Origin of the sequence: Pseudomonas lalkuanensis (assembly GCF_008807375.1) — a bacterium.
Lineage (GTDB): Bacteria > Pseudomonadota > Gammaproteobacteria > Pseudomonadales > Pseudomonadaceae > Metapseudomonas > Metapseudomonas lalkuanensis.
The window spans coordinates 1,476,345-1,499,995 of the sequence record NZ_CP043311.1; the positions used below are offsets into that span (position 1 = coordinate 1,476,345).

The 23,651-nt window shown below is 64.7% G+C and carries 25 protein-coding genes and 1 pseudogene; 19 read left to right on the top strand and 7 right to left on the bottom strand.

Features of this window, described 5'->3' with window-relative positions:
- The first annotated feature begins 9 nt into the window (after window positions 1-9).
- The 4 genes and pseudogenes from FXN65_RS07070 to pdxH all read left to right on the top strand — a co-directional run bounded on the left by FXN65_RS07070 (window position 10) and on the right by pdxH (window position 5,147).
- Window positions 10-2,367 carry a beta-galactosidase gene (locus tag FXN65_RS07070; RefSeq protein ID WP_151132374.1) on the top strand — a complete coding sequence of 786 codons (2,358 nt, stop codon included), beginning with the start codon at window positions 10-12 and terminating at the stop codon, window positions 2,365-2,367.
- A gap of 82 nt (window positions 2,368-2,449) precedes the next feature.
- Window positions 2,450-3,598 carry a serine hydrolase domain-containing protein gene (locus FXN65_RS07075; protein ID WP_151138689.1) on the top strand — a complete coding sequence of 383 codons (1,149 nt, stop codon included), beginning with the start codon at window positions 2,450-2,452 and terminating at the stop codon, window positions 3,596-3,598.
- A gap of 190 nt (window positions 3,599-3,788) precedes the next feature.
- Window positions 3,789-4,427: pseudogene (locus FXN65_RS07080) on the top strand (OmpA family protein); the annotation flags it as partial.
- Window positions 4,428-4,499: 72 nt separating this feature from the next.
- Window positions 4,500-5,147 (top strand): pyridoxamine 5'-phosphate oxidase, encoded by a 648-nt coding sequence (gene pdxH / locus FXN65_RS07085; protein WP_151132376.1) that lies wholly within the window; start codon window positions 4,500-4,502, stop codon window positions 5,145-5,147.
- Window positions 5,148-5,153: 6 nt separating this feature from the next.
- Here pdxH and FXN65_RS07090 read toward each other — a convergent pair whose 3' ends face one another.
- Window positions 5,154-5,393: a hypothetical protein gene (locus FXN65_RS07090; protein ID WP_151132377.1), complete on the bottom strand. Its 240-nt coding sequence runs from the start codon at window positions 5,391-5,393 to the stop codon at window positions 5,154-5,156.
- Between the two features lie 159 nt (window positions 5,394-5,552).
- On the opposite strand from FXN65_RS07090, the gene FXN65_RS07095 reads away from it, so the two are divergent.
- The 8 genes from FXN65_RS07095 (at window position 5,553) to FXN65_RS07130 (ending at window position 12,960) form a co-directional block, all read left to right on the top strand.
- Window positions 5,553-6,017, top strand: a complete 465-nt coding sequence (locus FXN65_RS07095) for an outer membrane lipoprotein (RefSeq protein WP_151132378.1) — start codon at window positions 5,553-5,555, stop codon at window positions 6,015-6,017.
- Between the two features lie 232 nt (window positions 6,018-6,249).
- Window positions 6,250-9,045 (top strand): monovalent cation/H+ antiporter subunit A, encoded by a 2,796-nt coding sequence (locus FXN65_RS07100; RefSeq protein WP_151132379.1) that lies wholly within the window; start codon window positions 6,250-6,252, stop codon window positions 9,043-9,045.
- Window positions 9,045-9,380, top strand: a complete 336-nt coding sequence (locus FXN65_RS07105) for a Na+/H+ antiporter subunit C (protein WP_151132380.1) — start codon at window positions 9,045-9,047, stop codon at window positions 9,378-9,380. Before FXN65_RS07100 ends, FXN65_RS07105 begins: the two co-directional genes overlap by 1 nt.
- On the top strand, window positions 9,377-10,876 hold the full coding sequence (locus FXN65_RS07110; RefSeq protein WP_151132381.1) for a monovalent cation/H+ antiporter subunit D: 1,500 nt from the start codon (window positions 9,377-9,379) through the stop codon (window positions 10,874-10,876). The genes FXN65_RS07105 and FXN65_RS07110 overlap by 4 nt, the downstream gene beginning before the upstream one ends.
- Entirely contained in the window at window positions 10,873-11,373 is a 501-nt protein-coding gene (locus FXN65_RS07115) for a Na+/H+ antiporter subunit E (RefSeq protein WP_151132382.1), read from the top strand. Before FXN65_RS07110 ends, FXN65_RS07115 begins: the two co-directional genes overlap by 4 nt.
- Window positions 11,358-11,627 carry a K+/H+ antiporter subunit F gene (locus FXN65_RS07120; protein WP_151132383.1) on the top strand — a complete coding sequence of 90 codons (270 nt, stop codon included), beginning with the start codon at window positions 11,358-11,360 and terminating at the stop codon, window positions 11,625-11,627. The genes FXN65_RS07115 and FXN65_RS07120 overlap by 16 nt, the downstream gene beginning before the upstream one ends.
- Window positions 11,624-11,971 carry a Na+/H+ antiporter subunit G gene (locus FXN65_RS07125; protein ID WP_151132384.1) on the top strand — a complete coding sequence of 116 codons (348 nt, stop codon included), beginning with the start codon at window positions 11,624-11,626 and terminating at the stop codon, window positions 11,969-11,971. The genes FXN65_RS07120 and FXN65_RS07125 overlap by 4 nt, the downstream gene beginning before the upstream one ends.
- 83 nt (window positions 11,972-12,054) lie before the next feature.
- Window positions 12,055-12,960, top strand: a complete 906-nt coding sequence (locus tag FXN65_RS07130) for a DMT family transporter (protein ID WP_151132385.1) — start codon at window positions 12,055-12,057, stop codon at window positions 12,958-12,960.
- Window positions 12,961-12,984: 24 nt separating this feature from the next.
- Here FXN65_RS07130 and gap read toward each other — a convergent pair whose 3' ends face one another.
- Window positions 12,985-13,983 carry a type I glyceraldehyde-3-phosphate dehydrogenase gene (gene gap / locus FXN65_RS07135; RefSeq protein WP_151132386.1) on the bottom strand — a complete coding sequence of 333 codons (999 nt, stop codon included), beginning with the start codon at window positions 13,981-13,983 and terminating at the stop codon, window positions 12,985-12,987.
- A gap of 96 nt (window positions 13,984-14,079) precedes the next feature.
- On the bottom strand, window positions 14,080-14,751 hold the full coding sequence (locus tag FXN65_RS07140; RefSeq protein WP_151132387.1) for a COG3650 family protein: 672 nt from the start codon (window positions 14,749-14,751) through the stop codon (window positions 14,080-14,082).
- Window positions 14,752-14,820: 69 nt separating this feature from the next.
- Here FXN65_RS07140 and FXN65_RS07145 point away from each other — a divergent pair, with 69 nt between their 5' ends.
- The gene (locus FXN65_RS07145) at window positions 14,821-15,216 is read left to right on the top strand and encodes a DUF488 domain-containing protein (protein WP_151132388.1); all 396 of its coding nucleotides are present in this window, start codon (window positions 14,821-14,823) and stop codon (window positions 15,214-15,216) included.
- 6 nt (window positions 15,217-15,222) lie between these two features.
- Here the strand turns inward: FXN65_RS07145 and FXN65_RS07150 are convergent, their stop codons facing one another.
- Entirely contained in the window at window positions 15,223-15,822 is a 600-nt protein-coding gene (locus tag FXN65_RS07150; RefSeq protein ID WP_151132389.1) for a short chain dehydrogenase, read from the bottom strand.
- 122 nt (window positions 15,823-15,944) lie between these two features.
- Between FXN65_RS07150 and FXN65_RS07155 the strand changes: the two genes are divergently transcribed.
- Window positions 15,945-16,859: a LysR family transcriptional regulator gene (locus FXN65_RS07155; RefSeq protein WP_151132390.1), complete on the top strand. Its 915-nt coding sequence runs from the start codon at window positions 15,945-15,947 to the stop codon at window positions 16,857-16,859.
- 74 nt (window positions 16,860-16,933) lie between these two features.
- On the opposite strand, the gene FXN65_RS07160 is transcribed toward FXN65_RS07155, so the two are convergent.
- Entirely contained in the window at window positions 16,934-17,365 is a 432-nt protein-coding gene (locus FXN65_RS07160) for an HIT family protein (RefSeq protein WP_151132391.1), read from the bottom strand.
- Window positions 17,366-17,927: 562 nt separating this feature from the next.
- On the opposite strand from FXN65_RS07160, the gene FXN65_RS07165 reads away from it, so the two are divergent.
- From FXN65_RS07165 to arfB, 5 genes are all read left to right on the top strand, one after another.
- Window positions 17,928-19,049 carry a beta-ketoacyl-ACP synthase III gene (locus FXN65_RS07165; RefSeq protein WP_151132392.1) on the top strand — a complete coding sequence of 374 codons (1,122 nt, stop codon included), beginning with the start codon at window positions 17,928-17,930 and terminating at the stop codon, window positions 19,047-19,049.
- Window positions 19,049-19,660: an RNA polymerase sigma factor gene (locus tag FXN65_RS07170; protein WP_151132393.1), complete on the top strand. Its 612-nt coding sequence runs from the start codon at window positions 19,049-19,051 to the stop codon at window positions 19,658-19,660. The genes FXN65_RS07165 and FXN65_RS07170 overlap by 1 nt, the downstream gene beginning before the upstream one ends.
- Entirely contained in the window at window positions 19,654-19,887 is a 234-nt protein-coding gene (locus FXN65_RS07175; RefSeq protein WP_151132394.1) for a zf-HC2 domain-containing protein, read from the top strand. The genes FXN65_RS07170 and FXN65_RS07175 overlap by 7 nt, the downstream gene beginning before the upstream one ends.
- 283 nt (window positions 19,888-20,170) lie before the next feature.
- Window positions 20,171-21,484, top strand: a complete 1,314-nt coding sequence (locus FXN65_RS07180) for an OprO/OprP family phosphate-selective porin (protein WP_151132395.1) — start codon at window positions 20,171-20,173, stop codon at window positions 21,482-21,484.
- Window positions 21,485-21,631: 147 nt separating this feature from the next.
- On the top strand, window positions 21,632-22,045 hold the full coding sequence (gene arfB, locus FXN65_RS07185; RefSeq protein WP_151132396.1) for an alternative ribosome rescue aminoacyl-tRNA hydrolase ArfB: 414 nt from the start codon (window positions 21,632-21,634) through the stop codon (window positions 22,043-22,045).
- A gap of 45 nt (window positions 22,046-22,090) precedes the next feature.
- Here arfB and FXN65_RS07190 read toward each other — a convergent pair whose 3' ends face one another.
- Window positions 22,091-23,284: an amino acid aminotransferase gene (locus tag FXN65_RS07190; protein WP_151132397.1), complete on the bottom strand. Its 1,194-nt coding sequence runs from the start codon at window positions 23,282-23,284 to the stop codon at window positions 22,091-22,093.
- The gene (locus FXN65_RS07195; protein ID WP_151132398.1) at window positions 23,281-23,637 is read right to left on the bottom strand and encodes a 4a-hydroxytetrahydrobiopterin dehydratase; all 357 of its coding nucleotides are present in this window, start codon (window positions 23,635-23,637) and stop codon (window positions 23,281-23,283) included. Before FXN65_RS07195 ends, FXN65_RS07190 begins: the two co-directional genes overlap by 4 nt.
- Between the last annotated feature and the right edge of the window lie 14 nt (window positions 23,638-23,651).

Sequence of the window (23,651 nt, forward strand, 5' to 3'; positions counted from 1 at the left end):
TCCGGTCCGATGCTTTCGACATCCAAACGCCCCCTCGTCCTGGCCATCCTTCTCGGGATGTCGGGAATCCCCCTGGCTGCCCAGGCCGAGACCCTGTTCAATTTCGTGCGTCCGCTGGACTCCGTGCAGGTGACCACCCAGGACGCCAATCTGCCGAGCGTGACTGCCGAAACAACCGCCAACGGTGAGATTCTCCGACGGCTCACCTTCAATGCCGCCGAGAAGCCGAGCCTGCGCCTCACCCCGCAGAGCGGCAGTTGGGACTGGTCCAAGGCCGAGGCCATGAGCCTGCGCATCCAGAGTGCGCAGGACTGGGCCATCACCCTGGACGTCGCCATCGAGAGCACCGACGGCAAGGTCCTGACCACCCAGGTCGCGTTGCCGGCAGGTCCGGCCCAGACACTGCTGATTCCCCTGGCTTCCACCTCACCCAATGCCCACGGCATGCGCGCGGCACCGCCGGTGCCCTGGACCCGCGATGGTAAGCGCTGGCTGCCGGCCACCCTGGTCAATGGCGAGCTCGATCGCAGCAAGGTTTCTTCCGTGACGCTGTCCCTGAACCAGCCAAACGCAGCCCAGAACGTGCTGCTCGGCCGTTTCGGCACCGAAGAGGAAGACCAGCAGGAGGCGCTCTACGACGGCTTGATGGATGCCTACGGCCAGTTCACCCGTGGTGACTGGCCGGGCAAGGTGAAGAACGACGAGCAATTGAAGAAGGGCGCCGAGGAAGAGGCGAAGCAACTGGCTGGCTGGACCGCCAAATTGCCTGCGCAGGACGCCTACGGCGGCTGGTTGGGCGGCGAAACCTTCGAGGCCAGCGGCTTCTTCCGTACCGAGAAACGCAATGGCCGCTGGTTCCTGGTCACCCCGGAGGGCCACCCGTTCTTCTCCCTGGGCGTCAACGCGGTAACACCTGGCCTCAGCCAGACCTACGTCGAAGGCCGCGAAGCCATGTTCAAGGCACTGCCGAAGGAGAACGAGCCCCTGGCCACTCACTTCGGCAAGGGTGACGACCGTGCCGAGACCGATGCCAACAAGGGCCGCGCGTTCAATCAGGGCCGCTGGTACGACTTCTATGGCGCGAACATCGAGCGCACCTACGGCGGCAACGACCCGGAGCGCTGGAAGAACCACAGCCTGGATCGCCTGAAAGCCTGGGGCTTCAACACAGTCGGCAACTGGAGTGATCCGGCTTTCAACACCAGCCAGCGCATGCCCTATACCTTGCCGCTGTCCATCCACGGTGATTTCTCCACCATCAAGACCGGATTCGACTGGTGGGGTGGCATGCCCGACCCCTTCGATCCGCGCTTCGCCATGGCGGCGGAGCGCGCTATCGCCATTGCCGCCCGCGACCATCGTGACGATCCCTGGCTGCTCGGCTACTTCGCTGACAACGAACTGGCCTGGGGCGGTCACGGCGAAGACCCGAAAGCCCGCTACGCGCTGGCCTACGGCACTTTGCGCCTGACCACCGACGTGGCGGCCAAGCGCGCCTTCCTCAAGCAGCTGCGCGACAAGTATCGCAACCAGGAGGGGCTCTCCAAGGCCTGGGGCATCGAGCTGCAGGCGTGGGAACTGATGGAAGACCCGGGCTTCGAGCCACCTCTGCCGAACCCCGAGCACCCGGCCATCGAGGAAGACTTCAAGCGCTTCCAGCGTTTCTATGCCGACACCTACTTCAAGACCATCGCCGATTCCATGAAGTGGCATGCGCCCAACCACATGCTGCTGGGCGGTCGATTCGCCGCTACCGTGCCCGAAGCCGTCGAGGCGTGCGCACAGTACTGCGACGTGATCAGTTTCAATCGCTACACCCGCGAGCCGCAGCATGGGCTGGACATGGAGCTGCTGCGTCGCCTGGACAAGCCGCTGATGCTCACCGAGTTCCACTTCGGCTCCCGCGACCGCGGTCCGTTCTGGGGCGGCGTGTCCGAGGTGTACAAGGAAGAGGAGCGCGGCCCGGCCTACGCCAACTACCTGAAGAAGGCCGCCGAAGAGCCGTTGATCGTCGGTGCCCACTGGTTCCAGTATCTGGACCAGCCAGCCACAGGCCGCCTGCTCGACGGCGAGAACGGCCACCTGGGCCTGGTGGGCATCACCGACCGTCCGTGGCAGGGCTTCGTCGAAGCGGTGCGCAAGGCCAACCTGGCCCTGGCGGCGGAAATCAACAAACCTCAGGTGTCCAAGGCGCCGGCCAAGGAGCCGCCGAAGGAAGCGGCCAAACCGGCAGCTGAAGAGCAACCGGCGGAGCCCGCGAAAGACGCCGAGCAACCCATGGATGAGGCGGAGGCTCCAGCACGAGCGCCCGAGGCCGAGGCGCCTGCCGAGCCCGCTGCTCCCGCGGAGGAAGCCGGGACGCCCTGATGGGCGACCCGTCTTCGGCACGGTTCACAAGGGGCGGCAAGGCTGGAACAATGCCGCCTCCATTTCCTACAGGAGCATGCCGGTGCAGACCCAGGGCTATTTCGACTTGCGCTTCGAGGTGGCGAGAGACGCCTTCGCCGAACTCTTCGCGGACCCGCAGGAGCGCGGCGCCGCGCTCTGCGTGCAGGTGGGCGGGGAGACGGTGCTCGACCTCTGGGCCGGCGTAGCGGACAAGGATGGCCAGGAAGCCTGGCACAGCGACACCATCCTCAACCTGTTTTCCTGCACCAAGACCTTCGCGTCGGTCACCCTGCTGCAACTGGTAGGGGAGGGCAAGCTGGAGTTGGACGCGCCTGTAGCGCGTTACTGGCCCGAGTTCGCCGCCGCCGGCAAGGAGCGCATCAGCGTTCGCCAGGTCCTGTGTCACCGCGCCGGCTTGCCGGCAATCCGCGCCGCTTTGCCGGCGGAAGCCCTCTACGACTGGGAGGCTATGACCACTGCACTGGCGGCCGAGAAACCCTGGTGGACACCCGGCGAGGCGCACGGCTATGCCCCCATCACCTACGGCTGGCTGGTGGGTGAGCTGATCCGCCGGGTCGAAGGTCGCGGTCCGGGAGCGTCCATCGTGGCTCGCGTCGCCAGGCCGCTGGGGCTGGATTTCCATGTCGGCCTGGCCGATGAGGAGTTCCACCGCGTCGCCCATATCGCCCGCGCCAAGGGCAACATGGGGGATGCCGCAGCGCAGCGCCTGCTCAAATGCATGATGACTGAGCCGAACTCGCTCAGTACCCGCTCCTTCACCAACCCGCCGTCGATCATGACCAGCACCAACAAGCCGGAATGGCGGCGCATGCAGCAACCGGCGGCCAATGGCCACGGCAATGCGCGCAGTCTGGCAGGCTTCTACGCCGGCCTGCTGGACGGCCAGTTGCTGGATGGGGAACTGCTCGCCGAGTTGACCCGCGAGCATGCCCGTGGCGATGACCTCACATTGCTGACCGCTACTCGCTTCGGCCTCGGCTGCATGCTCGACGAGCCGGACGTGGCCAACGCCACCTACGGCATGGGCCGCTACGCCTTCGGCCACCCCGGTGCTGGTGGCTCCACCGGCTTCGCCGACCCCGAGCGCGAACTGGCATTCGGTTTTGTCACCAACACACTCGGTCCCTACGTCCTGATGGACCCGCGCGCACAGAAACTGGCGCGCGTGGTCAAGGAATGCCTGGGCTGAGCCACTCGTCACCTCGACTGTTTTTTTCTTTGCTGATTAGACACTTGGCGCGAGAATTTAAGCTCGATTGAGAGATTAAATCGCCATCATTTCCTGCTGGCGTGCGGCCTCCTGCGACTACGGAATCCTGCCCATGAAGCTGTTGAATATTTCCACCCTGATTCTCTGTGTGTCTGCCTCCGGCTGCAGCATGCTTGGCCAGCAGAAGGCCGAGGTCCCAGCCAAGCCCGAGAAGTCCGTCTCCGCCAGCCAGTCCTGGTGGCCCTTCGGCGGTGACAAGAAAACCAAGCAGACCAAGGTCGCCAAGGTGGATACCAAGGCGACCCAGGCCTGGCTCGATCAGTACGAGCCGCGCCTGCGCGAGGCGGTGAAGGGCAGCAAGCTGGAAGTGGAGCGCCGTGAGAACGTGCTGGTAGTGACCCTGCCGGTCGATCCGTCCTATAACCCGGATCGACCGAGCATGCTGCTGCCCATCACCCTGGGCCCCATCACCAAAGTGGCGAAGCTGGTGGAAGGCGATACCAAGACCGCCGTGCTGGTCCTGGGGCACGCCGATAGCTCTGGCAAGGATGAAGCCAACCGCAAGCTCAGCCAGGAACGTGCCCAGTCCGTTGCCGCGATCTTCCGCCTGAGCGGCCTGCAGCGTGATCGCCTGTCCCTGAAGGGGCTGGGCTCGGATATGCCGCGTGCCGCCAACGACAGCCAGCAAGGCCGCTCCCTCAACCGGCGTGTCGAGATGATCCTCACGCCACAGGAAACCCTGGTCGCACTGCTTGCCCAATACAACATGCCGGCCAAGCCGGAAGCGCCTGGCAAGGCCGTAGAGGTGGTTGCGGCAGATCAAACCAAGTAGGCCGGGCTTGGGTAAGCTATCGGCTTTCCGAACACAGGACTGCCAATCATGACCCAGACCCTGGCCGATATGCGCCGCGACTACACCCGTGACGGGCTCAGCGAGGACCAGGCTCCCGCCGAGCCCTTCAGTCTGTTCCAGCACTGGTTCGGCGATGCCGTGAAGACCGAGCAGCTACCGGTCGAACCCAACGCCATGACCCTCGCCACGGTGGATGCCGAAGGTCGTCCCCACTGCCGGGTGTTGCTGCTCAAGGGGCTGGATGAGCGTGGCTTCACCTTCTTCACCAACTACGACAGCGCCAAGGGCGAACAGCTCCTGGCCAATCCCTTCGCCGCCATGACCTTCTTCTGGCCGGCCCTCGAGCGCCAGGTGCGCATCGAGGGCAGGGTAGAGCGGGTGACTCCAGCCGAATCCGATGCCTACTACCAGGTGCGTCCGCTGGGCAGCCGCCTGGGGGCCTGGGCCTCGCCTCAGAGCCGGGTGATCCGTGATCGCGGGGAACTCGAATCCCTGCTGGCCGACACCGAGAAACGCTTCCTCGACAAGGCGCCCAACTGTCCGCCGCATTGGGGCGGCTATCGCCTGCTGCCGGAGCGCATCGAGTTCTGGCAGGGCAGGCCGAGCCGGCTGCACGACCGCCTCAATTACCGTCTGGTGGACGGCGCCTGGGTCCGCGAGCGCCTTGCGCCCTGAGGTGATTCAGCCCTGCGCCCGGTAGCCGTCGGCTGCCTGGCGCAGCCGGTCGGGAAGTTGCTTGCGCCTGATGCCTTCCTTCCGCGCCTGCTCCAGCTGTTCCAGCATGAAGGCCTGCTTGGCCTTGTCGCCCTCGGCGAGGGACAGCGCGAGGTCACGATCCATCCAGCGCTTGATGCGGACATACAGCCACCAGTGGAAATACAAGCCGGCAGCGGTGGTGATCACGATGATGAAGTAGTCCATAAGCTAACCTTGGGTTACGAGAGGACGTGGGATCATTCTCGGGAGACTGTAGGAAAGCTGAATTCAGGCTGAACGAAGCCTGAGTAGTTCGCCCCTTCAGGTGACAGCTTTCGCGGCGCGGAGTCTAATGGATAGGTACTTAATTCTGGAGGAAATGCTATGCGTAAACCCGTCCTGCTGGTGGCCTCTTTCACGGCAGTGGCACTGGCATTGGGTGGCTGTCAGTCGAGCCTGACCGGTGACACCTATTCCCGTGACGAGGCTCGGCAAGTGCAGACCGTGCGCATGGGCACCATCGAATCCTTGCGTCCGGTGAAGATCGAAGGCACCAAGACTCCGGTCGGCGCGGGTGCCGGCGCTGTAGTCGGTGGCATCGGCGGCAGCACCATCGGCCATGGCCGCGGAAGCGCGGTTGCAGCCGTCATCGGTGCGGTTGCTGGCGGCCTGCTGGGCGCAGCCGCCGAGGAAGGTATGACCCGCACCCAGGGTGTGGAAATTACCGTACGCGAGGACGATGGCTCGATGCGCGCCTACGTCCAGGAAGTCCAGCCCAACGAAGTCTTCCGCGTTGGCGAGCGTGTGCGCATCATGACCGTCAACGGCACCAGCCGCGTAGCTCACTGAAGCTAAGCTGTCCCGATCGGGACAGCTTGTTCTTGCCCGTTCCAGTCCTGCAGAAGAAGGCGACAGAGCCAATGGCCTGTCGCCTTCCGGGCTGGGCGTCCTCCGGCCTCACTCGTGTTTTGAAATAATTCAATCTATCGATGCGGATCGATAGCAATGGATAATCGTCGGGTTTTTCGCTTGCCGTTTCCGACACTGGGAAGGAAATGGCGCTGACCTAGGGGAGATATGGATGATCCTGGCGCTCATTGTTGCGCTGCCCTTTCTCGGGGCGCTTCTGCCGCCGCTGGCCGAGCGCCATGGCCGTTTCGTTTGCGCGGGTGCCGCCGCGCTGGTACCGCTCACCGGCCTCATCCTCCTGCTGGCCCAGACCGATAGCGTCTTCGCCGGCCATACCCTGACCTTCATCCAACCCTGGTTGCCGGGCTTCGGCCTGAGTTTCAGCCTGCGCCTCGATGGCCTGGGCTACCTGTTCGCGCTGCTGATCCTCGGCATCGGCCTGCTGGTCATTCTCTACGCCCGCTATTACCTGTCGGACGAAGAGCCCATGGGGCGCTTCTTCGCGTTCTTGTTGCTGTTCATGGGGGCGATGCTCGGCGTGGTGTTGTCCGAGAACCTGCTGCTGATGCTGGTGTTCTGGGAGCTCACCAGCCTGTCTTCGTTCCTCCTGATCGGCTTCTGGGGCTATCGCTCAGACGCTCGCAAAGGCGCGCGCATGGCACTCACGGTCACCGGCGGCGGCGGTCTTGCGCTGTTCGCCGGCGTGCTGCTGGTGGGGCACATCGCCGGCAGCTTCGAGCTGACCCAGGTACTGGCCGTGGGTGAGCAGATCCGCGCCCACAGCCTCTATCCAGTGGCGCTGGTGCTGGTGCTGCTGGGTGTGTTCACCAAGTCCGCGCAATTCCCTTTCCACTTCTGGCTGCCCCATGCCATGGCGGCGCCGACCCCGGTGTCGGCCTACCTGCACTCGGCCACCATGGTGAAGGCCGGCGTGTTTCTGCTGGCGCGCCTCTATCCGGCGCTGTCCGGTTCCGACCTGTGGTTCTACCTGGTCAGCCTGAGCGGCCTGGCGACCCTGCTGATCGGTGCCGGCATGGCGCTGTTCCAGCACGACCTCAAGGGCCTGCTGGCCTACTCGACCATCAGCCATCTGGGCCTGATCACCCTGCTGTTCGGCCTGGATTCGCAGCTGTCGAACGTGGCAGCGGTGTTCCACATCATCAACCACGCCACCTTCAAGGCTTCGCTCTTCATGGCCGCCGGGATCATCGACCACGAGACCGGCAGCCGCGACATGCGCCTGATCAACGGGATGTGGAAGTACATGCCGCATACGGCGGTGCTGGCCATGGTGGCGTCCCTGGCCATGGCCGGGGTGCCGTTGCTGAACGGATTCCTGAGCAAGGAGATGTTCTTCGGCGAGACCCTGCAGCAGGACCTGCTGGGCAGCTTCAGTTGGGTGGTGCCGGCGGCGGCGACCCTGGCGGGGATGTTCTCTGTGGCCTACTCCCTGCGCTTCGTCCATGACGTGTTCTTCAATGGCGAGCCGGCCGTACTGCCCAAGTTCCCGCCCCACGAGCCGCCGCGCTACATGAAGGTGCCGGTGGAAATCCTGGTGTTCCTCTGCCTGCTGGTGGGCATGTTCCCCGCCGTTACGGTGGCGCCGCTGCTCGCGACTGCCGCCTCTGCCAGCCTGGGCGGCGTGCTTCCGGAATACAGCCTGGCCATCTGGCACGGCTTCAACACGCCGCTGGCCATGAGCCTGGTGGCCCTGGTCGGAGGGCTGCTGCTCTACGTGCTGCGCAAGCCGTTGTTCAACTGGTACGCCGGCCTGCCCGACACCGATGCCAAGGACGTGTTCGAGCAACAGGTGCAGTGTGTCGTAATGGCTGCCCGCTGGATCACCGGGCACCTGGAGAACGGTTCCCTGCAACGCTACCTGGCCCTGCTGCTGGGCAGCGCCATGCTGTTCGTGGCGCTGTCCCTGGCGCCGCTGCCGCAGATCGCCGGCTCGCGTCCGCTGACCCCGCTGGACGGCATTACCACCCTGGGCATGGCGGTGCTGGCGCTTTCCGGCGTGCTGACGGCGATCTTCCATCGCCAGCGCCTGATTTCCCTGATGATCCTCGGTGTCGGCGGCCTGCTGGTGGCCCTGGCCTTCGCCCGCTTCTCCGCTCCGGACCTGGCTCTGACCCAGTTGGTGGTGGAAGTGGTGACCCTGGTGCTGCTGATGCTGGCGCTCTACTACCTGCCGTCCCGCACGCCGAGCGAGAGTTCCAGCCTGCGCGGCCTTCGCGACTTCATCCTGGCCAGCGCCGTGGGCGTGATGGTGGCGCTGCTGGCCTACGCCGTGCTGACCCGCCCCTACGAAGGCATTGCCGACTTCTTCCTGGCAAACGCCATTTCCGGAGGTGGCGGCAGCAACGTGGTCAACGTGATCCTGGTGGACTTCCGTGGCTTCGATACCCTGGGCGAGATCACCGTCCTGGCCATCGCCGCCGTGGGCATCTACGCCATGCTTTCCGGCCTGCGTCTGGCCAATCCAACCTGCGATCCCCAGGGTCGCAACTGGGCCCATGCCAAGCACCCGCTGATTCTCGAAACCCTGTCGCGCCTCATGCTGCCGCTGGCACTGCTGATCTCGGTGTTCATCTTCCTGCGCGGGCACAATCTGCCCGGCGGTGGGTTCATCGCCGGCCTCATCACCTCGGTAGCGCTGGTGCTGCAGTACATCGCCAGCGGCATCGCCTGGGTCGAGCAGCGCCTGGCGTTGAACTACCAGCGCCTCGCCGGTGCCGGGGTGGTCATCGCGGGCCTCACCGGCCTTGGCAGCCTGGCCTTCGGCCACAACTTCCTCACCTCTGCCTTTGGCCATGTGCAATGGCCGCTGGTTGGCGAATTCGAACTGGCCACCGCCATGCTCTTCGACCTCGGCGTCTACCTGGCCGTGGTCGGTTCGACGCTGCTGATCCTGGTCAACCTGGGGCGACTGAGCCTGGCCCCGGCCGCGAGCAAGGAGATCCACTGATGGAGGCGATATTCGCCGTGACCCTAGGCCTGCTCACCGCCAGCGGTGCCTACCTGCTGCTGCGTGGACGGACCTTCCCCGTGGTGCTGGGCCTGACGTTGCTGTCCTACGCCGTGAACCTGTTCCTCTTCGCCATGGGCCGCCTGAGCGGCGAGGCCGCCGTGCTCGGGCGTGATGTGCAATATGCCGACCCGGTGCCCCAGGCCCTGGTGCTGACCGCCATCGTCATCGGCTTCGCCATGACCGCCTTCGTCGTGGTGCTGGCCCTGCGCGGCGTCGGCGACCTGAACAGCGATCATGTCGACGGCCTCACCGACGAGGAGTCGTCGCCATGATCCACCTGATGATCCTGCCGATCCTGATTCCGCTGTTCACCGGCGCGCTTTTGCTGGTGCTGCCGTCCAACGAACGGTTGAAGCGCAGTCTCTCGGTGCTCGCCACCCTCGCGCTGGTGCCCCTGGCGCTGCTGTTGATGCAGCAGGCCGGCGATGGCCAGTTGCGCGTCTATGCCCTGGGCGGCTGGCAACCGCCGTTCGGCATCGTGCTGATGCTGGATCGCCTGGCCGGGCTGATGCTGCTGGCAACCGCCGTACTGGCCTGCGCCGCGGTGCTCTATGCCATTCGTGGCGACGACCGCATCGGCCTGCGCTTCCACGCGCTGTTCCAGTTCCAGTTGCTGGGTATCAACGGCGCCTTCCTGACCGGGGACCTGTTCAACCTCTTCGTGTTCTTCGAGATCCTGCTGATCGCCTCCTACTCCCTGCTGATGCACGGTGGTGGCGGCGAACGGGTGAAGGCGAGCATGCATTACGTGATCCTCAACCTCGCGGGGTCGGCGCTGTTCCTGATCGCGGTGGGTACCCTCTACGGCATCACCGGCACCCTGAACATGTCCGACATGGCGCGCCACGTAGCCGCCGCCGGGCCGGAGAATGCCCCGGTGCTGGCCGCCGCCGGACTGGTGCTGCTGCTGGTATTCGCCCTCAAGGCGGCGCTGCTGCCGTTGTACTTCTGGCTGCCGCGCGCCTACGCCGCCGCCAGTGCGCCGGTGGCCGCGCTGTTCGCGATCATGACCAAGGTGGGCATCTATTCCATCCTGCGGATCTACAGCCTGGTCTTTGGTCCCGAAGCCGGCGAGCTGGCCAACCTGGCACAGCCCTGGCTCTGGCCGCTGGCCCTGGCCACTGTGATGCTCGGCGCGCTGGGCGCCCTGGCGGCCACGAGCCTGCAGGGGTTGCTCGCCTATCTGGTGGTGGTTTCCGCCGGCACCCTGCTGGCAGCGATCGCCCTGGGAACTCCCGAAGCCCAGGGCGCCGCGCTCTTCTACCTGCTGCACAGCACCTGGGTAGCCGGTGCGCTGTTCCTGCTCGCCGACCTGGTCAGCCGGCAGCGTGGCGACAAGGGCGGCCATCTGGTGCAGGGCCCGGCATTGCAGAATCCGGGTGTCCTTGGCGCGGCCTTCTTCTTCGGCGCCATTGCCGTTGCCGGCCTGCCACCGCTGTCGGGCTTCTTCGCCAAGCTGCTGCTGCTCCAGGCGGTTCCGCCCGGTGCCGGGGCGTTGCCGCTGTGGAGCGTGCTGCTGATCGGCGGCTTCATCAGCCTGGTGGCCCTGAGCCGTGCCGGCAGCACCCTGTTCTGGCGCACCGGCCATCAGGTGCTCGGTAGCGCCGAACTGGATGGTGGCCGCCTGTTCGCCACCCTGGCGCTGCTGGCCGGCAGCCTGGTGCTCGTGGCATTCGCCCAGCCGCTGCTGGACTACGCACAGGCCAGCGCCGCGCAACTGCATGACCAAAACCTGTATCGCGCGATTATCGAGGGGGCGGGCGCATGATGCGAAAGCTCTTCCCTCATCCCGCCGAAAGCCTGCTGCTGCTATTCGTGTGGCTGTTGCTGGTGGATTCCTTCGCCTTCGGGCAGTGGCTGCTGGGCGCCTTCCTCGGCTGGGTGATTCCGTTCTGCTTCAAGCCCCTGCTGATCGAGCGGCCCAACCGCTGGCATCCGCTCAAGTTGCTGCGTTTCCTGCTGATGGTCGTGTGGGATGTGCTGGTGGCCAACTTCCAGGTGGCGCGGCTGACCCTGGGACGGGTCGAGGCGCTGCGTCCGGCCTTCGTCGAGGTGCCCATCGACCTGGATAACGAGCTCGCCATCAGCGTGCTGGTGAGCGTGGTGTCCCTGACGCCCGGGTCTCTGGCCGCCGACCTCAGTGCCGACCGCCGGATCCTGCTGGTGCATGGCCTGGATGTGCCGGACAAGGCCGCCATGGTGGCCGAGATCAAGTCGCGCTACGAGGCACCGCTCAAGGAGATATTCCCGTGCTCGCCTACGTGATTCCCCTCTGCCTGGCCATGCTCGGCATGGCGCTGTTGCTGGCCCTGGCCCGCCTGGTCAAGGGGCCCTGCCTGCCGGACCGCGTGCTGGCGCTGGACACCCTCTATGTCAACGCCATCGCCATGCTGATGCTTTACGGCATCTGGAAGGGCAGCGATCTGTTCTTCGAAGTGGCGTTGCTGATCGCCGTGCTGGGTTTCGTCAGCACCGTGGCGGTGGCCAAGTACATGCTGCGTGGAGACATCATCGAATGACCAGCCTTTCCCTGCCCCTCTGGGCGGAAATCCTCGTTTCGGCGCTGCTGATCCTCGGCAGCGCCTTCGTGCTGATCGGCGCCATCGGTCTCTATCGCCTGCCGGATTTCTTCATGCGCCTGCATGGTCCGACCAAGGCCACAACGCTTGGCGTCGGCGGCGTGGTGATTGCCTCGCTGGTGTTCTTTTCCGCCGATGCCGATGGCCTCAGCCTGCACGAACTGCTGATCAGCCTGTTCCTGTTCATCAGCGCACCGGTCAGCGCCTACATGCTCGCCAAGGCCGCGGTGCTGCAGCAATTGCCCCTGGACCAGCGAACCCGCGGCAAACCCTGGAACCAGTGAACGCTACAGTTTTTCCCCCTTGCTGTGCCTGTCTGGCCCCCTGGATGGCCGCCTAGACTGGCGGCTTTCCCCGGAGGTGACCCATGGCGCAGCAAGGACGACTTGTGGCGATTGCCTGCCTGGTGCTGGCCATGGCGCTGTGGGGCAGCTCCTTCATCGCCCTCAAACTGGCCTTTCAGGAGGTCGCCCCGCACTGGGTGATCTTCGCCCGCATGGCCCTGGGAAGCCTGATCTTCCTGGCCGCCTGGCGCTGGCGCGGCGCACTTGACTACCGCCCCGGCGACTGGAAATACCTGCTTGGCCTTGCCGCCTGCGAACCCTGCCTCTACTTCATCTTCGAAGCCCTGGCGTTGCAGCACACCAGCGCCTCCCAGGCCGGGATGATCACCGCACTCCTGCCGCTGCTGGTGGCGGTGGGTGCCTATGCATTGCTGCACGAGCGGATTACCCGCGGCACCATGGCCGGCTTCCTCCTCGCGGTGGTCGGCGCGGTGTGGCTGAGCCTGGCCAGCGAGTCCAACGGCCACGCACCACAACCGCTTCTGGGCAACTTCTACGAATTCCTCGCCATGCTCTGCGCCACCGGCTACACGCTGCTGCTCAAGCACCTGTCCTCGCGCTACTCGGCCTTCTTCCTGACCGCCATGCAGGCCTTCATCGGCAGCGTCTTCTTCCTGCCACTCGCCTCGATCACGTCGCCCGTGCCGGAGTCGGTCAGCGCGTTCGGCATCGGTGCGATGATCTACCTCGGCACCGTGGTCACGGTGGGTGCTTATGGTCTCTACAACTTCGGCGTGTCGAGACTCCCGGCGAGCCAGGCAACCGGCTTCATCAACCTGATACCGGTGTTCACCCTGATCTTCGCCTGGGGATTGCTCGGCGAACGCCTGACCGGCGTGCAACTGCTTGCCGCCGGGCTGGTCTTCGTCGGAGTGGCGCTGAGCCAATGGAAAAGCTCCGCCCCAGCGCCGGCCGGCGTACTGGATTGATCGCCATCACCGGCCTCCATGCCATCAAGGCGCCATCCAGGCCAGCACCACATCCAGCATCCGGTTGGCGAACGCCCATTCGTTGTCGTACCAGGCCAGCACCTTCACCAGGTCGCCCTGAACGCGGGTGTGGTTGAGGTCGACGACGCAGGAAACCGGGTGGCCATTGAAGTCGCTGGATACCAGCGGCAATGCATTGCACTCCATCACCCCTGGCGGCAGGTCGCGGGCGCCGGCTTCGAGGACGGCGTTGATCGTCTCGGGGCTGGCCGGGCGCTCGGCGATGAAGGAGAGGTCCAGCAGTGAAACGTTCGGCGTCGGCACCCGCACCGCCAGCCCATCCAGGCGGCCGGCGAGCTCCGGTAGCACCAGGCCGATGGCCTTGGCCGCGCCCGTGCTGGTGGGAATCATCGAGACGGCTGCGGCGCGTGCGCGATAGAGGTCGGCGTGGCTCTTGTCGAGCAGGTTCTGGTCATTGGTGTAGGCGTGCACCGTGGTCACCAGGCCGCTGCGGATGCCGACCGAGCGATGCAGCAGCATGGCCAGTGGCGCCAGGCAGTTGGTGGTGCAGGATGCGTTGGAGACGATTTGCTGGCTGCCCAGCTGCTCGTGGTTGACCCCGTACACCACCGTCAGGTCGGCGGAGTCCAGTGGGTGCGACAGCAGTACCCGGGGGGCGCCCGCAGTCAGGTGTTGTTCCACCTGGGCGCGCTTCTTCATCTTGCCCGAGCATTCCAGCACCAGGTCCACGCCCAACTGGTCCCAGGGCAGGTTCACCGGATCGCGTTCGCGCAGCAGGTGGATGGTCTGGTTGTTCACCTGCAAGTGGTTGTCATGCAGTGCGACATGGCCATGAAAACGGCCGAAGGTGGAATCGAAGCGGGTCAGGTGCGCCAGTGATTCGAAGTCGCCGAGGTCATTGATTGCCTCGATGCGCAGGCGCTGATCGAGTCCCCTCTCGAACAGCGCACGAACCAGGGCGCGACCGATGCGCCCGTATCCATTCAGGGCAATACGCAGCATGGTGTTCTCCTTCCGTTGGGCCTTCACTCAGCTTAGTGGTGAAGGGCGGGAAGGGCGCCCCGGGTTGTAACCTGAGGCTTGTCAGGGGCCGATGGATCAGTCGTTGCGGGCGCCGCCGAACGAAGCGCAGCCACGCTGCACCTTGCCGTCCATGCGCAGCTCGGCGGTAAGGTGCTGGACGGTGCCGCTCATGCCGTCCACGCAGCGTTGCGGAGCCACCCAGAGTTCCAGACGCTGGCCGTTGGCTTCGCTGGACAGGTTGAAACGGCCGTCCGGAAGCTGTTCTTCCATGTAAGGCAGGGCCAGGGACGGCTGGCCGGGACGGTCGAGTTTCAGGCCCTGTTCGCTGACGCTGAGGTTCCAGTCCGGCTCATTGCCGCTGGCACGCAGCAGCAGGCGCTTGAAGTTGAGGTCCTGGCAGCCGTGGCCTTCGCGTTGCAGGCGATAGAGGGTATGCAGGTCCAGCTGGCCATCGGCGCCTTTGACGCTGGTCGGCCCCATGCTGGCGCGGATGTCGGCGAACAGTGCGCCGGGGCCATCCGCCGAGAGGTTGGCCGCCTCCGGCAACAGGCCGGTGGCGCCGGTGTCCGCCAGGGTAAAGCGGCGTTTTTCGCCACAGGGGCTGAACATCACCTGGCGTGCGTCTACGCTCAGCTCACCTTGCAGGCGCACCAGGTTGGTGGCGGGGGCGGGGGCCTTTTCGGCGAACATCTGGCAGGCGCCGAAGACTGGCAAGAGGCTGAACAGCAGGGGGCGGGCGAAGCGCATCGTGGGTCTCCTTCAGGGAGCGGCCACGTTACCGGGGCGAGGCGTCAGGCTCAAGGGTGGAAAGGGCGGATGATCCAGTGCAAGCGAGTGTATGAAGCGGCGCAATCCACCGATGGCCAGCGGGTGCTGGTGGATCGCCTGTGGCCGCGTGGCTGTAGCAAGGAGTCACTGGGCCTGGCCGACTGGCTGAAGCGGGTGGCGCCGTCGGACACCCTGCGCAAGCAGTTCTGCCACGACCCCGCGCTGTTCGACGAATTCCGCCTGCTCTACCGCGCCGAACTGGCGGCGCATCCCGAGCACTGGCAGGTGCTGTTGGAAATGGCTCGCAAGGGCAACCTGACGCTGCTCTACGCCGCGAAGGACGAAGTGCACAACAACGCGGTGGTCCTGGCCGAGTTCCTCGAAGAAGAACGGGAGCGCTGCGGCCCTCCCAGCTCGCCGGTGTGTTACGCCGGCGAGCTCTAGCCCGCCTTACCAGACCCGGTAGACCTGCCCGGTCTGAGCACCCTCGGCGCTTTTCGCATAGGCCAGCGCCGCCTCGGCCGCCGGCACTGCCTTGTAGCCGCGGAAGTAGGGACCGTAGGCCGGCAGTGCTTCCTCGACCACCGTGGGGCTGACGCTGTTGATGCGCATGCCACGCGGCAGTTCGAGCGCTGCGCTGCGCACGAAGGAATCGATGGCGCCGTTGACCATGCTGGCGGAGGCGCCAAAGCGGATCGGGTCGTGGCTCAGCACCCCGGAGGTGAGGGTGAAGGAGGCGCCGTCGTTGGCGAATTCGCGGCCGATCAGCACCAGGTTCACCTGGCCCATCAGCTTGTCCTTCAGGCCGACGGCGAATTCCGCTTCACCCATTTCCGCCAGGGCACCGAAGTGCACCTTGCCGGCGGCGCTGATCAGCGCATCGAAGGGGCCGGCCTTTTCGAACAGCGCGCGGATGGACGCAGGGTCGGTGATGTCCGCCTGCAAGTCGCCGCTGCTGAGGCCGACACGGATGATCTCGTGACGCTCCTTGAGTTCCTGTTCGATGGCTTTGCCGATGGTGCCGCTGGCACCGACGAGGATGATTTTCATGGGACCGGTTCCTGTCTGGGGGAAGGGAAGTCGGGTTCAGTGTAGAGTGCTGTCTGTGGTCGATAATCCAACTAATTGGAAATATTTGGTTTTCAAATGGAAACAATAAGGCGGTGCTTCCCATGAGCGAAATGGACGATCTGGCAGCCTTCGCGATGCTGATGGAAGCGGGCAGCTTCACCTCGGCGGCAGAGCGCCTGGGTTGCAGCAAGGGGCAACTGTCCAAGCGAATTCGCTTGCTGGAACAGGGCCTCGGGGCTGCGCTGCTGCACCGCACCACCCGCCGCCTGGACCTGACCGCCGCCGGCGCCGCGCTACTGCCAGAGGCCCAGGCGCTGGCCGCCCAGGCTGAGCGGGCCAGGCAGTCGGTGTTGCGGCTGCAGGAGGATCTGGCCGGCTGCGTGCGCCTGACGGTCCCTGTGTCGTTGGGTGAAACCTTCTTCGATGCCCTGCTGCTCGACTTCACCCGCCAGTATCAGCAGATCCGCATCGAACTGGACCTGCACAATGGCTACCGCGACCTGGTGGCCGAAGGCTTCGACCTGGCCATCCGCTCCGGCATGGACATTGATGATCGCCTGGTGGCCAGGCCGCTGTTCTCGTTGCAGGAAATCACCTGCGCCACCCCGGCCTACCTCGCCGAGCATGGCGAACCGCTGCAGCCGGCGGACCTCGCCCGGCACCAGTGCCTGCTGAACACCCATTACAGCGCCTTTGAAGAATGGCTCTATCACCGCCAGCACCAGCTGGAACGGGTCAAGGTGGCGGGCGCGCTGGCGAGCAATCACTACAGCCTGCTGAAAAAGGCCGCCATGTCCGGCGCCGGCATCGCGCGGCTGCCGTCCTACATGATCTACGACGAGTTGGCCGATGGCCGTCTGGTGTGGCTGCTGCGCGACTACCAGACGCGCCAGATGCCGGTGTTCCTCGTCCACCCCTGGCAGGGCGGCTTGCCCCGGCGCACCCAGGTGCTGGCTGACTACCTGCTGGCCTGGTTCGAGCGCAGCCGGCGGGTGCTGGACAAGGCTGGAGAGTAGGGCGCCGGCACTGGAGGATCCGGCTGGAGCCCGGGCAGGGTGGAAATCCCTCGGGAGATTTCCACCCAGGTTCTTCAGAGATGCTTCAACAGGCGCGCCTGCAGCGCTTGCAGCTCATTCGGGTCAGCCTTCTTGCTGGCATGGATGCCCAGCGACTCTCCTTCGAAGCGCGGCACGATGTGCATATGGATGTGGAAGACGGTCTGACCCGCCGGGGCACCGTTGAACTGCGCCACCTGGACGCCGGCCGGCTCCAGTTCCTTCACCAGCACGTGGGTCAGGCGTTGCACCACGGCCATCACCTTGGCGAGGGCGTCGGTCTCGATCTCCAGGATGTTGCGCGCGGTGGAGCGCTTGGGGATCACCAGGGTGTGACCGAAGGACTGCGGGAAGATGTCGAGGAAGGCGAGTACATCGTCGTCTTCATAGAGTTTGTAGCAGGGGGCCTCGCCGCGAATGATCTGGGCGAAGACGTTCTGCGGATCATAGGTGCCGTGCAGGCTCATCGAAGGCTCTCCATTTGCCGAAGTGGGGCCGTGCACCTTAACGCCCGGCGCCGCACCGGAAAACCCCGGGGCGGTCATTCACTTCACGCATGTCGTCTCTATCCCGGCCAAAGTAAGGTTAGGACTGTCGGTGACAGTGGATTGCCAACGTCGTGAACCGTCCGTGGCCTCTCCTGGCCACGGCTCTCCCGATGCCGCTTGCCCCGTCTTCGCGAAGCCTTACTACGCTTTGTCACCTGAAGGTCGCAAACTGACTATCCGTTCGCGTCACTTACCCCATATTTTGGCGAAAGTCCCCGTCGCCAGCCGTCGTTTCTGGCGTTACCCTTCGCATCTGTATAAAAAGTGGAGCATCCGCGAAGAGATTCCGGCGATCTCGCCGACGGCGCGAAAGGCGTCAGCGGGGCGCGACGAAGGATGTTCGCGCAGTGGCTTCCACCCCCGTTTGCAGTTCCACCCCGCCTGGCGGGATGACTATTTTCCGCTGCTGGCCCCTTCGGCTGGCGGCTGACTGCCTGAACCGGCCGTTCGAGCGAGCGGCCCAGTATCGAGAGGATCGACCGTGCACAACGTCGTGATCAGTGGCACCGGCCTGTATACCCCGACCAACAGCATCTCCAACGAGGAGCTGGTGGCGTCCTTCAATGCCTATGTACAGGCCTTCAACGCGGAAAATGCCGGCGCCATCGAGCGTGGCGAAATCGAGGCACTGGCCGAATCCAGCGTGGCCTTCATCGAGAAGGCATCCGGCATCAAGAGCCGCTTCGTGGTGGACAAGGACGGCATCCTCGATCCCAAGCGCATGACCCCGCGCATCCCGGAGCGCTCCAACGACGAATGGGGCATCCTCTGCGAGATGGCCGTGAGCGCTGCCAGGCAGGCCCTGGAGCGCGCCGGCAAGACCCCGGCCGACATCGACGGTGTGATCGTCGCCTGCTCCAACCTGCAGCGCGCCTACCCGGCGGTGGCCATCGAAGTCCAGGCCGCCCTGGGCATCAACGGTTTCGGCTACGACATGAACGTCGCCTGTTCTTCGGCAACCTTCGGTATCCAGGCTGCCACCAATGCGGTGCAGACCGGCCAGGCTCGCGCCATCCTGATGGTCAACCCGGAAATCTGCACCGGCCACCTGAACTTCCGTGACCGCGACAGCCACTTCATCTTCGGTGATGCCGCGACTGCCGTGATCATCGAACGCGCCGACCAGGCCACCTCCAGGCACCAGTTCGAGGTGGTCGGCACCAAGCTGCTGACCCAGTTCTCCAACAACATCCGCAACAACTTCGGCTTCCTCAACCGCGCCGCGGAAGAGGGCGTGGGCGCTCGCGACAAGCTGTTCGTCCAGGAAGGCCGCAAGGTGTTCAAGGACGTCTGCCCGATGGTGGCCGAGCTGATCGCGACCCACCTGGAAGAGAACAAGCTCAACGTCGCCGACGTGAAGCGCTTCTGGCTGCACCAGGCCAACCTCAACATGAACCTGCTGATCGCCCGCAAGCTGCTGGGCCGTGACGCCGAAGCCGACGAGGCGCCGGTGATCCTCGACACCTACGCCAACACCAGCTCCGCCGGTTCCGTGATCGCCTTCCACAAGCACCAGGACGACCTGCCCAGCGGCGCGCTGGGCGTGCTCAGCTCCTTCGGTGCCGGCTACTCCATCGGCAGCGTGATCCTGCGCAAGCGCTGATGACCCACCCGGCCGACTCTGACCTGCTACCCCGGCTGCTGGCTGGGGAGCAGGGGGCTTTCCGCGAGCTCATCGGCGCCTACCAGAGCGCCATGCGCGCGGTGGCCTACGCCATCGTCGGCCAGCGTTACGCCGATGAAGTGGTTCAGGACGCCTGGCTGGCCGTGGTGCGTAACCTGAGCGGCTTCCAGCAGCGTTCCAGCCTCAAGACCTGGCTCCTCACCATCGTCGCCAATGCCGCCCGCAGCCGCCTCAAGCAGAACCGTCGCGAGGTGCTGCTGGACGATCTTCCCGCGCCTCATGGCACGGTGGACGACGCCCGCTTCGCCGAAGACGGCCACTGGGCCGCGAGAGTGCCGGCCTGGCACGAGGACTCGCCGGAAGCCCTGCTCACCGAAGACGAACTTCGCGAATGCCTGGAAAAGACCCTGCTGAGCCTTTCGGAAATGCAGCGTGGCGTGCTGCTGCTGCGGGAGCGCCAAGGGCTGGAGCTGGAGGAAATCTGTAATTTGTTGGAGATATCGCTCTCCAATGTCCGGGTACTGCTGCATCGCGGGCGCCTGAAGCTGTTCGCCACGCTGGAACATTTCGAGGAGACAGGCCAATGCTGACGTGCAAGGAACTGGTTGCCCGCTCCAGTGATCTCCTCGATGGCGAACTGAGCTTTCGCGAGCGCATGGCCATGCGCCGCCACCTCATGCTCTGCCGCAACTGCAGGCGTTTCATCAAGCAGATGAAGCTGGCCCAGGCCGTCGTCCGTTTCATGCCGGAAAGCCAGGGGGCCGAAGTCGACGAACTGGCCGCGCGCCTGGCGCAAAAGCGTCGCGAATCCCTCTAGCGCAACGATCCTCCGAGCTATCGGTAGACGCGAATCGTCAACTTCGCAAGTTGCAGCCTTCATTTCATTTTCGCTCGAAAATCCCCTTTGAATCGGCTGAAAGCTGCGTTCTAGAGCGGTTTTTCGCTTATGAAAATTCGGAGTAAAAAAGTTCCCATGTCACAAAATATTTATATAGAAGCAACTGAGCTGAAATAACCCGCCGCCAAGATTCCCCACCAGCACCAACGAGCCCAGCGCTCGAGTGTTTTCTAACGCTAAAGACCAATAGGGGAACCCTTCGATGATCCGTAAGCACTTCGCCGGTTTTGCCGCCAGCGCCATGGCTCTGGCCATTTCCGCCCAGGCTTTCGCCGGTACCGTTACCACCGACGGCGCCGATATCGTCATCAAGACCAAAGGCGGCCTGGAAGTCGGCACCACCGACAAGGCTTTCAGCTTCAAGCTCGGCGGCCGTCTGCAGGCTGACTACAGCCGCTTCGACGGTTTCTACACCGTGAACGGCGACACCGCCGATGCCGGTTACTTCCGTCGCGCGTTCCTGGAACTGGGCGGCGTCGCCTTCTCCGACTGGGCCTACCAGATCAACTACGACTTCTCCCACAACGCCGGTGGCGATGCCAAGGGTGACGATGGCTACTTCGACGAAGCCTCCATCGCCTACATCGGCTTCCAGCCGGTGGTGATCAAGATGGGTCGCTTCGACCCCGACTTCGGTCTGGAAAAGGCCACCAGCTCCAAGTGGGTGACCGCCCAGGAGCGTACCGCCGCCTATGACCTGGCCGACTATGTGAACAACCACAACGGCGGCATGGGCGTACAGGTGTCCGGCACCTACGGCGCATCCCTGTACGGCTCCGCCGGTCTCATGGCCAACGATGCCACCAACCGCGACGAAGACGGTGACAGCGTCAAGCAGTTCAACCTGCGTGGCGTATTCGCCCCGATGCACGAAGCCGGCAATGTCCTGCACTTTGGCGTGAACTACGCCACCCGCGACCTGCAGGATACCTCCTTCGACGGTCGTATCCGCAGCCGCCTGGGCATCCGCGGTGTGAGCACCGAAGGTGGCCAGGACGCTGGCAACAACGGCAACCGCCTGGTACTGGCCGGCGCCAACAACACTCCGGTCGGCGCTTACGACAACGACAGCACCGTTGGCCTGGAAGCTGCGTTCGCCACTGGTCCGTTCTCCATCCAGAGCGAATACCTGAAGCGCGAAGTCGAAGCCAAGGCTGCCAACCGTGAAGACATCGACGCCGATGGCTACTACGTACAGGTTGCCTACACCCTGACCGGCGAAGCTCGTGACTACAAGCTGGGCAAGTTCGACAAGATCAAACCCTCGAACAAGAGCCTCGGCGCCTGGGAAGTGTTCTACCGCTACGACAACATCAGCGCTGAAGACGACAACGGCGCCTTCGCCAACATCGACGACGTCGAAGCCAAGGTGCACAACCTCGGTGTGAACTGGTACGCCAACGAAGCCGTCAAGCTCAGCGGCTACTACGTCACCACCAAAGTGGACAACGCCACCAACTCGGTTGGCGACGACGACGGCGACGGCATGGTCTTCCGTGCCCAGTACGTGTTCTAAGAAGACACGGGTTTCCGCTCCTTTGCTTCGGCCCCGCCATCTGGCGGGGCTTTTTATTGGCGCCGTGAGGGGCGCGGACAGGCGCTTCTGGCAGGTGCAACGCAGCCTGCGTATGCTTTGCATCCTTGCCTCCCGGTTTGCACGCCCATGCTGCTGATCTCCAACAGCGTCCACCTGCCTGACGACGAAATCGAACTCACCGCCATCCGCGCCCAGGGCGCCGGCGGACAGAACGTCAACAAGGTCTCCAGCGCGGTGCACCTGCGCTTCGACATCCACGCCTCATCCCTGCCGGACTTCTACAAGGAACGTCTGCTGCAACTGCGCGACAGTCGCATCACCGGCGAGGGCGTGATCATCATCAAGGCCCAGCAATACCGCACCCAGGAACAGAACCGGGCCGACGCCCTGGAACGCCTGGCCGAACTCATCCGCAGCGTGACGAAGGTGCAGAAAGCCCGACGGCCGACCAAGCCCACACTGGGTTCGAAGAAACGGCGGCTGGAAGGGAAGGCCAAGCGGGGGGAGATAAAGGCGGGCAGGGGGAAGGTGGATTATTGAACGAGGGCTTGCCCTCTCCCTTCCGGGAGAGGGCAGTGGGGGCCCTCAGCACACCTTGGCGATTGCCTTGGCCAGATCGTCGATCCGGCTGAAGTCCAGGCCGGCCACGTTGGCGCGACCGGTGCTCACCATGTACACGCTGAACTCGGTGCGCAGCTTGGCTACCTGCTCCGGCGAGAGGCCGGTGTAGGAGAACATGCCGCGTTGCTCGCCGATGTGGGCGAAGCGTTCTGCGAGCCCGAAGGGTTGCAGGGCTTCCACCAGGCCACGACGCAGGTCGGCGACGCGTTTGCGCATGCCTTCCAGTTCCTCGACCCATTGTGCCTTGAGGGTGGCGTCACCGAGGATGGTGGCGACCACCGCAGCGCCGTGGGCCGGCGGGGTGGACCACAGGTTGCGGGCGAGGTAGGCCAGCTGGCTGCGCACGTCGGTCAGCTTTTCCGCGTCAGCGGCGCAGACGATGAGGGCGCCGGTGCGTTCGCGGTAGAGGCCGAAGTTCTTCGAGCAGGAGCTGGTGACCAGCAGTTCTGGCAGCGCCTCGGCGAACAGGCGCACGGCCCAGGCGTCCTGCTCCAGGCCATCACCGAAGCCCTGGTAGGCGAAATCGATCAGTGGCAGCAGTTCGCGCGCCTTGACCACGTCAAGCACCTTGCGCCAGTCGTCCTGGGACAGGTCGAAGCCGGTGGGGTTGTGGCAGCAGGCGTGGAGCAATACCACATCGCCCTTGGGCACCTGTTCCAGGGCTTTGAGCATGGCGTCGACGTCGAGGCGGTTGGTCGCATCCACATAGGGATAGTGAGCGACCTTGATACCGGCGCCGACGAAGATGGTTTCGTGGATCGGCCAGGTCGGGTCGCTCAGCCACACGCCGCGGCCGGGCAGGTTGCTCGCGATGAATTCCGCGGCCAGGCGCAGTGCGCCGGTGCCCCCCGGCGTCTGGGTGGCACCGGCGCGGCCGGTGGCTTCCAGCCGGTTGCCAGTGCCCAGTACCAGGTCCAGCAGCAGGCGGCCGAAGGCCGCGTCACCGTGGCCACCGACGTAGGTCTTGGTGGATTCGGTGTCCACCAGGCGCTGCTCGGCGAGTTTCACCGCGTGGGGAATGGGCGTCAGGCCGCGGGCGTCCTTGTAGACGCCCACGCCCAGGTCGAGCTTGGCCGGGTTGGGGTCCAGGCGGTAGGCGTCCATCAAGCCGAGGATGGGATCGCCGGGCACCCGGCCCACCTTGGCGAAATGGCTCATTTACGGCCCTCGGCGGTCGCCGCTACCTGGTCGGTACGGGCGGACATGATGAAGTCGTTGCGGTGCAGGCCCTTGGCTTCGTGGCTCCACCAGGTCACGGTGACCTTGCCCCACTCGGTCAGCAGGCCCGGGTGGTGGCCTTCTTCTTCGGCGATGGCGCCGACGGCATTGGTGAAGGCCAGGGCGTAGCGGAAGTTCTTGAAGCGGAATTCCTTCTCCAGTTGCATGACGCCGTCACGCACTTCGATGTTCCAGTCGGGGATCTGCTTGATCAGTACGGCCAGTTCTTCATCGGATACCAGCGGGGCGTCGGCGCGGCAGGCTTCGCAATGGGCTTGGGACAGGGCGGTCATAGGGATTCTCCAGG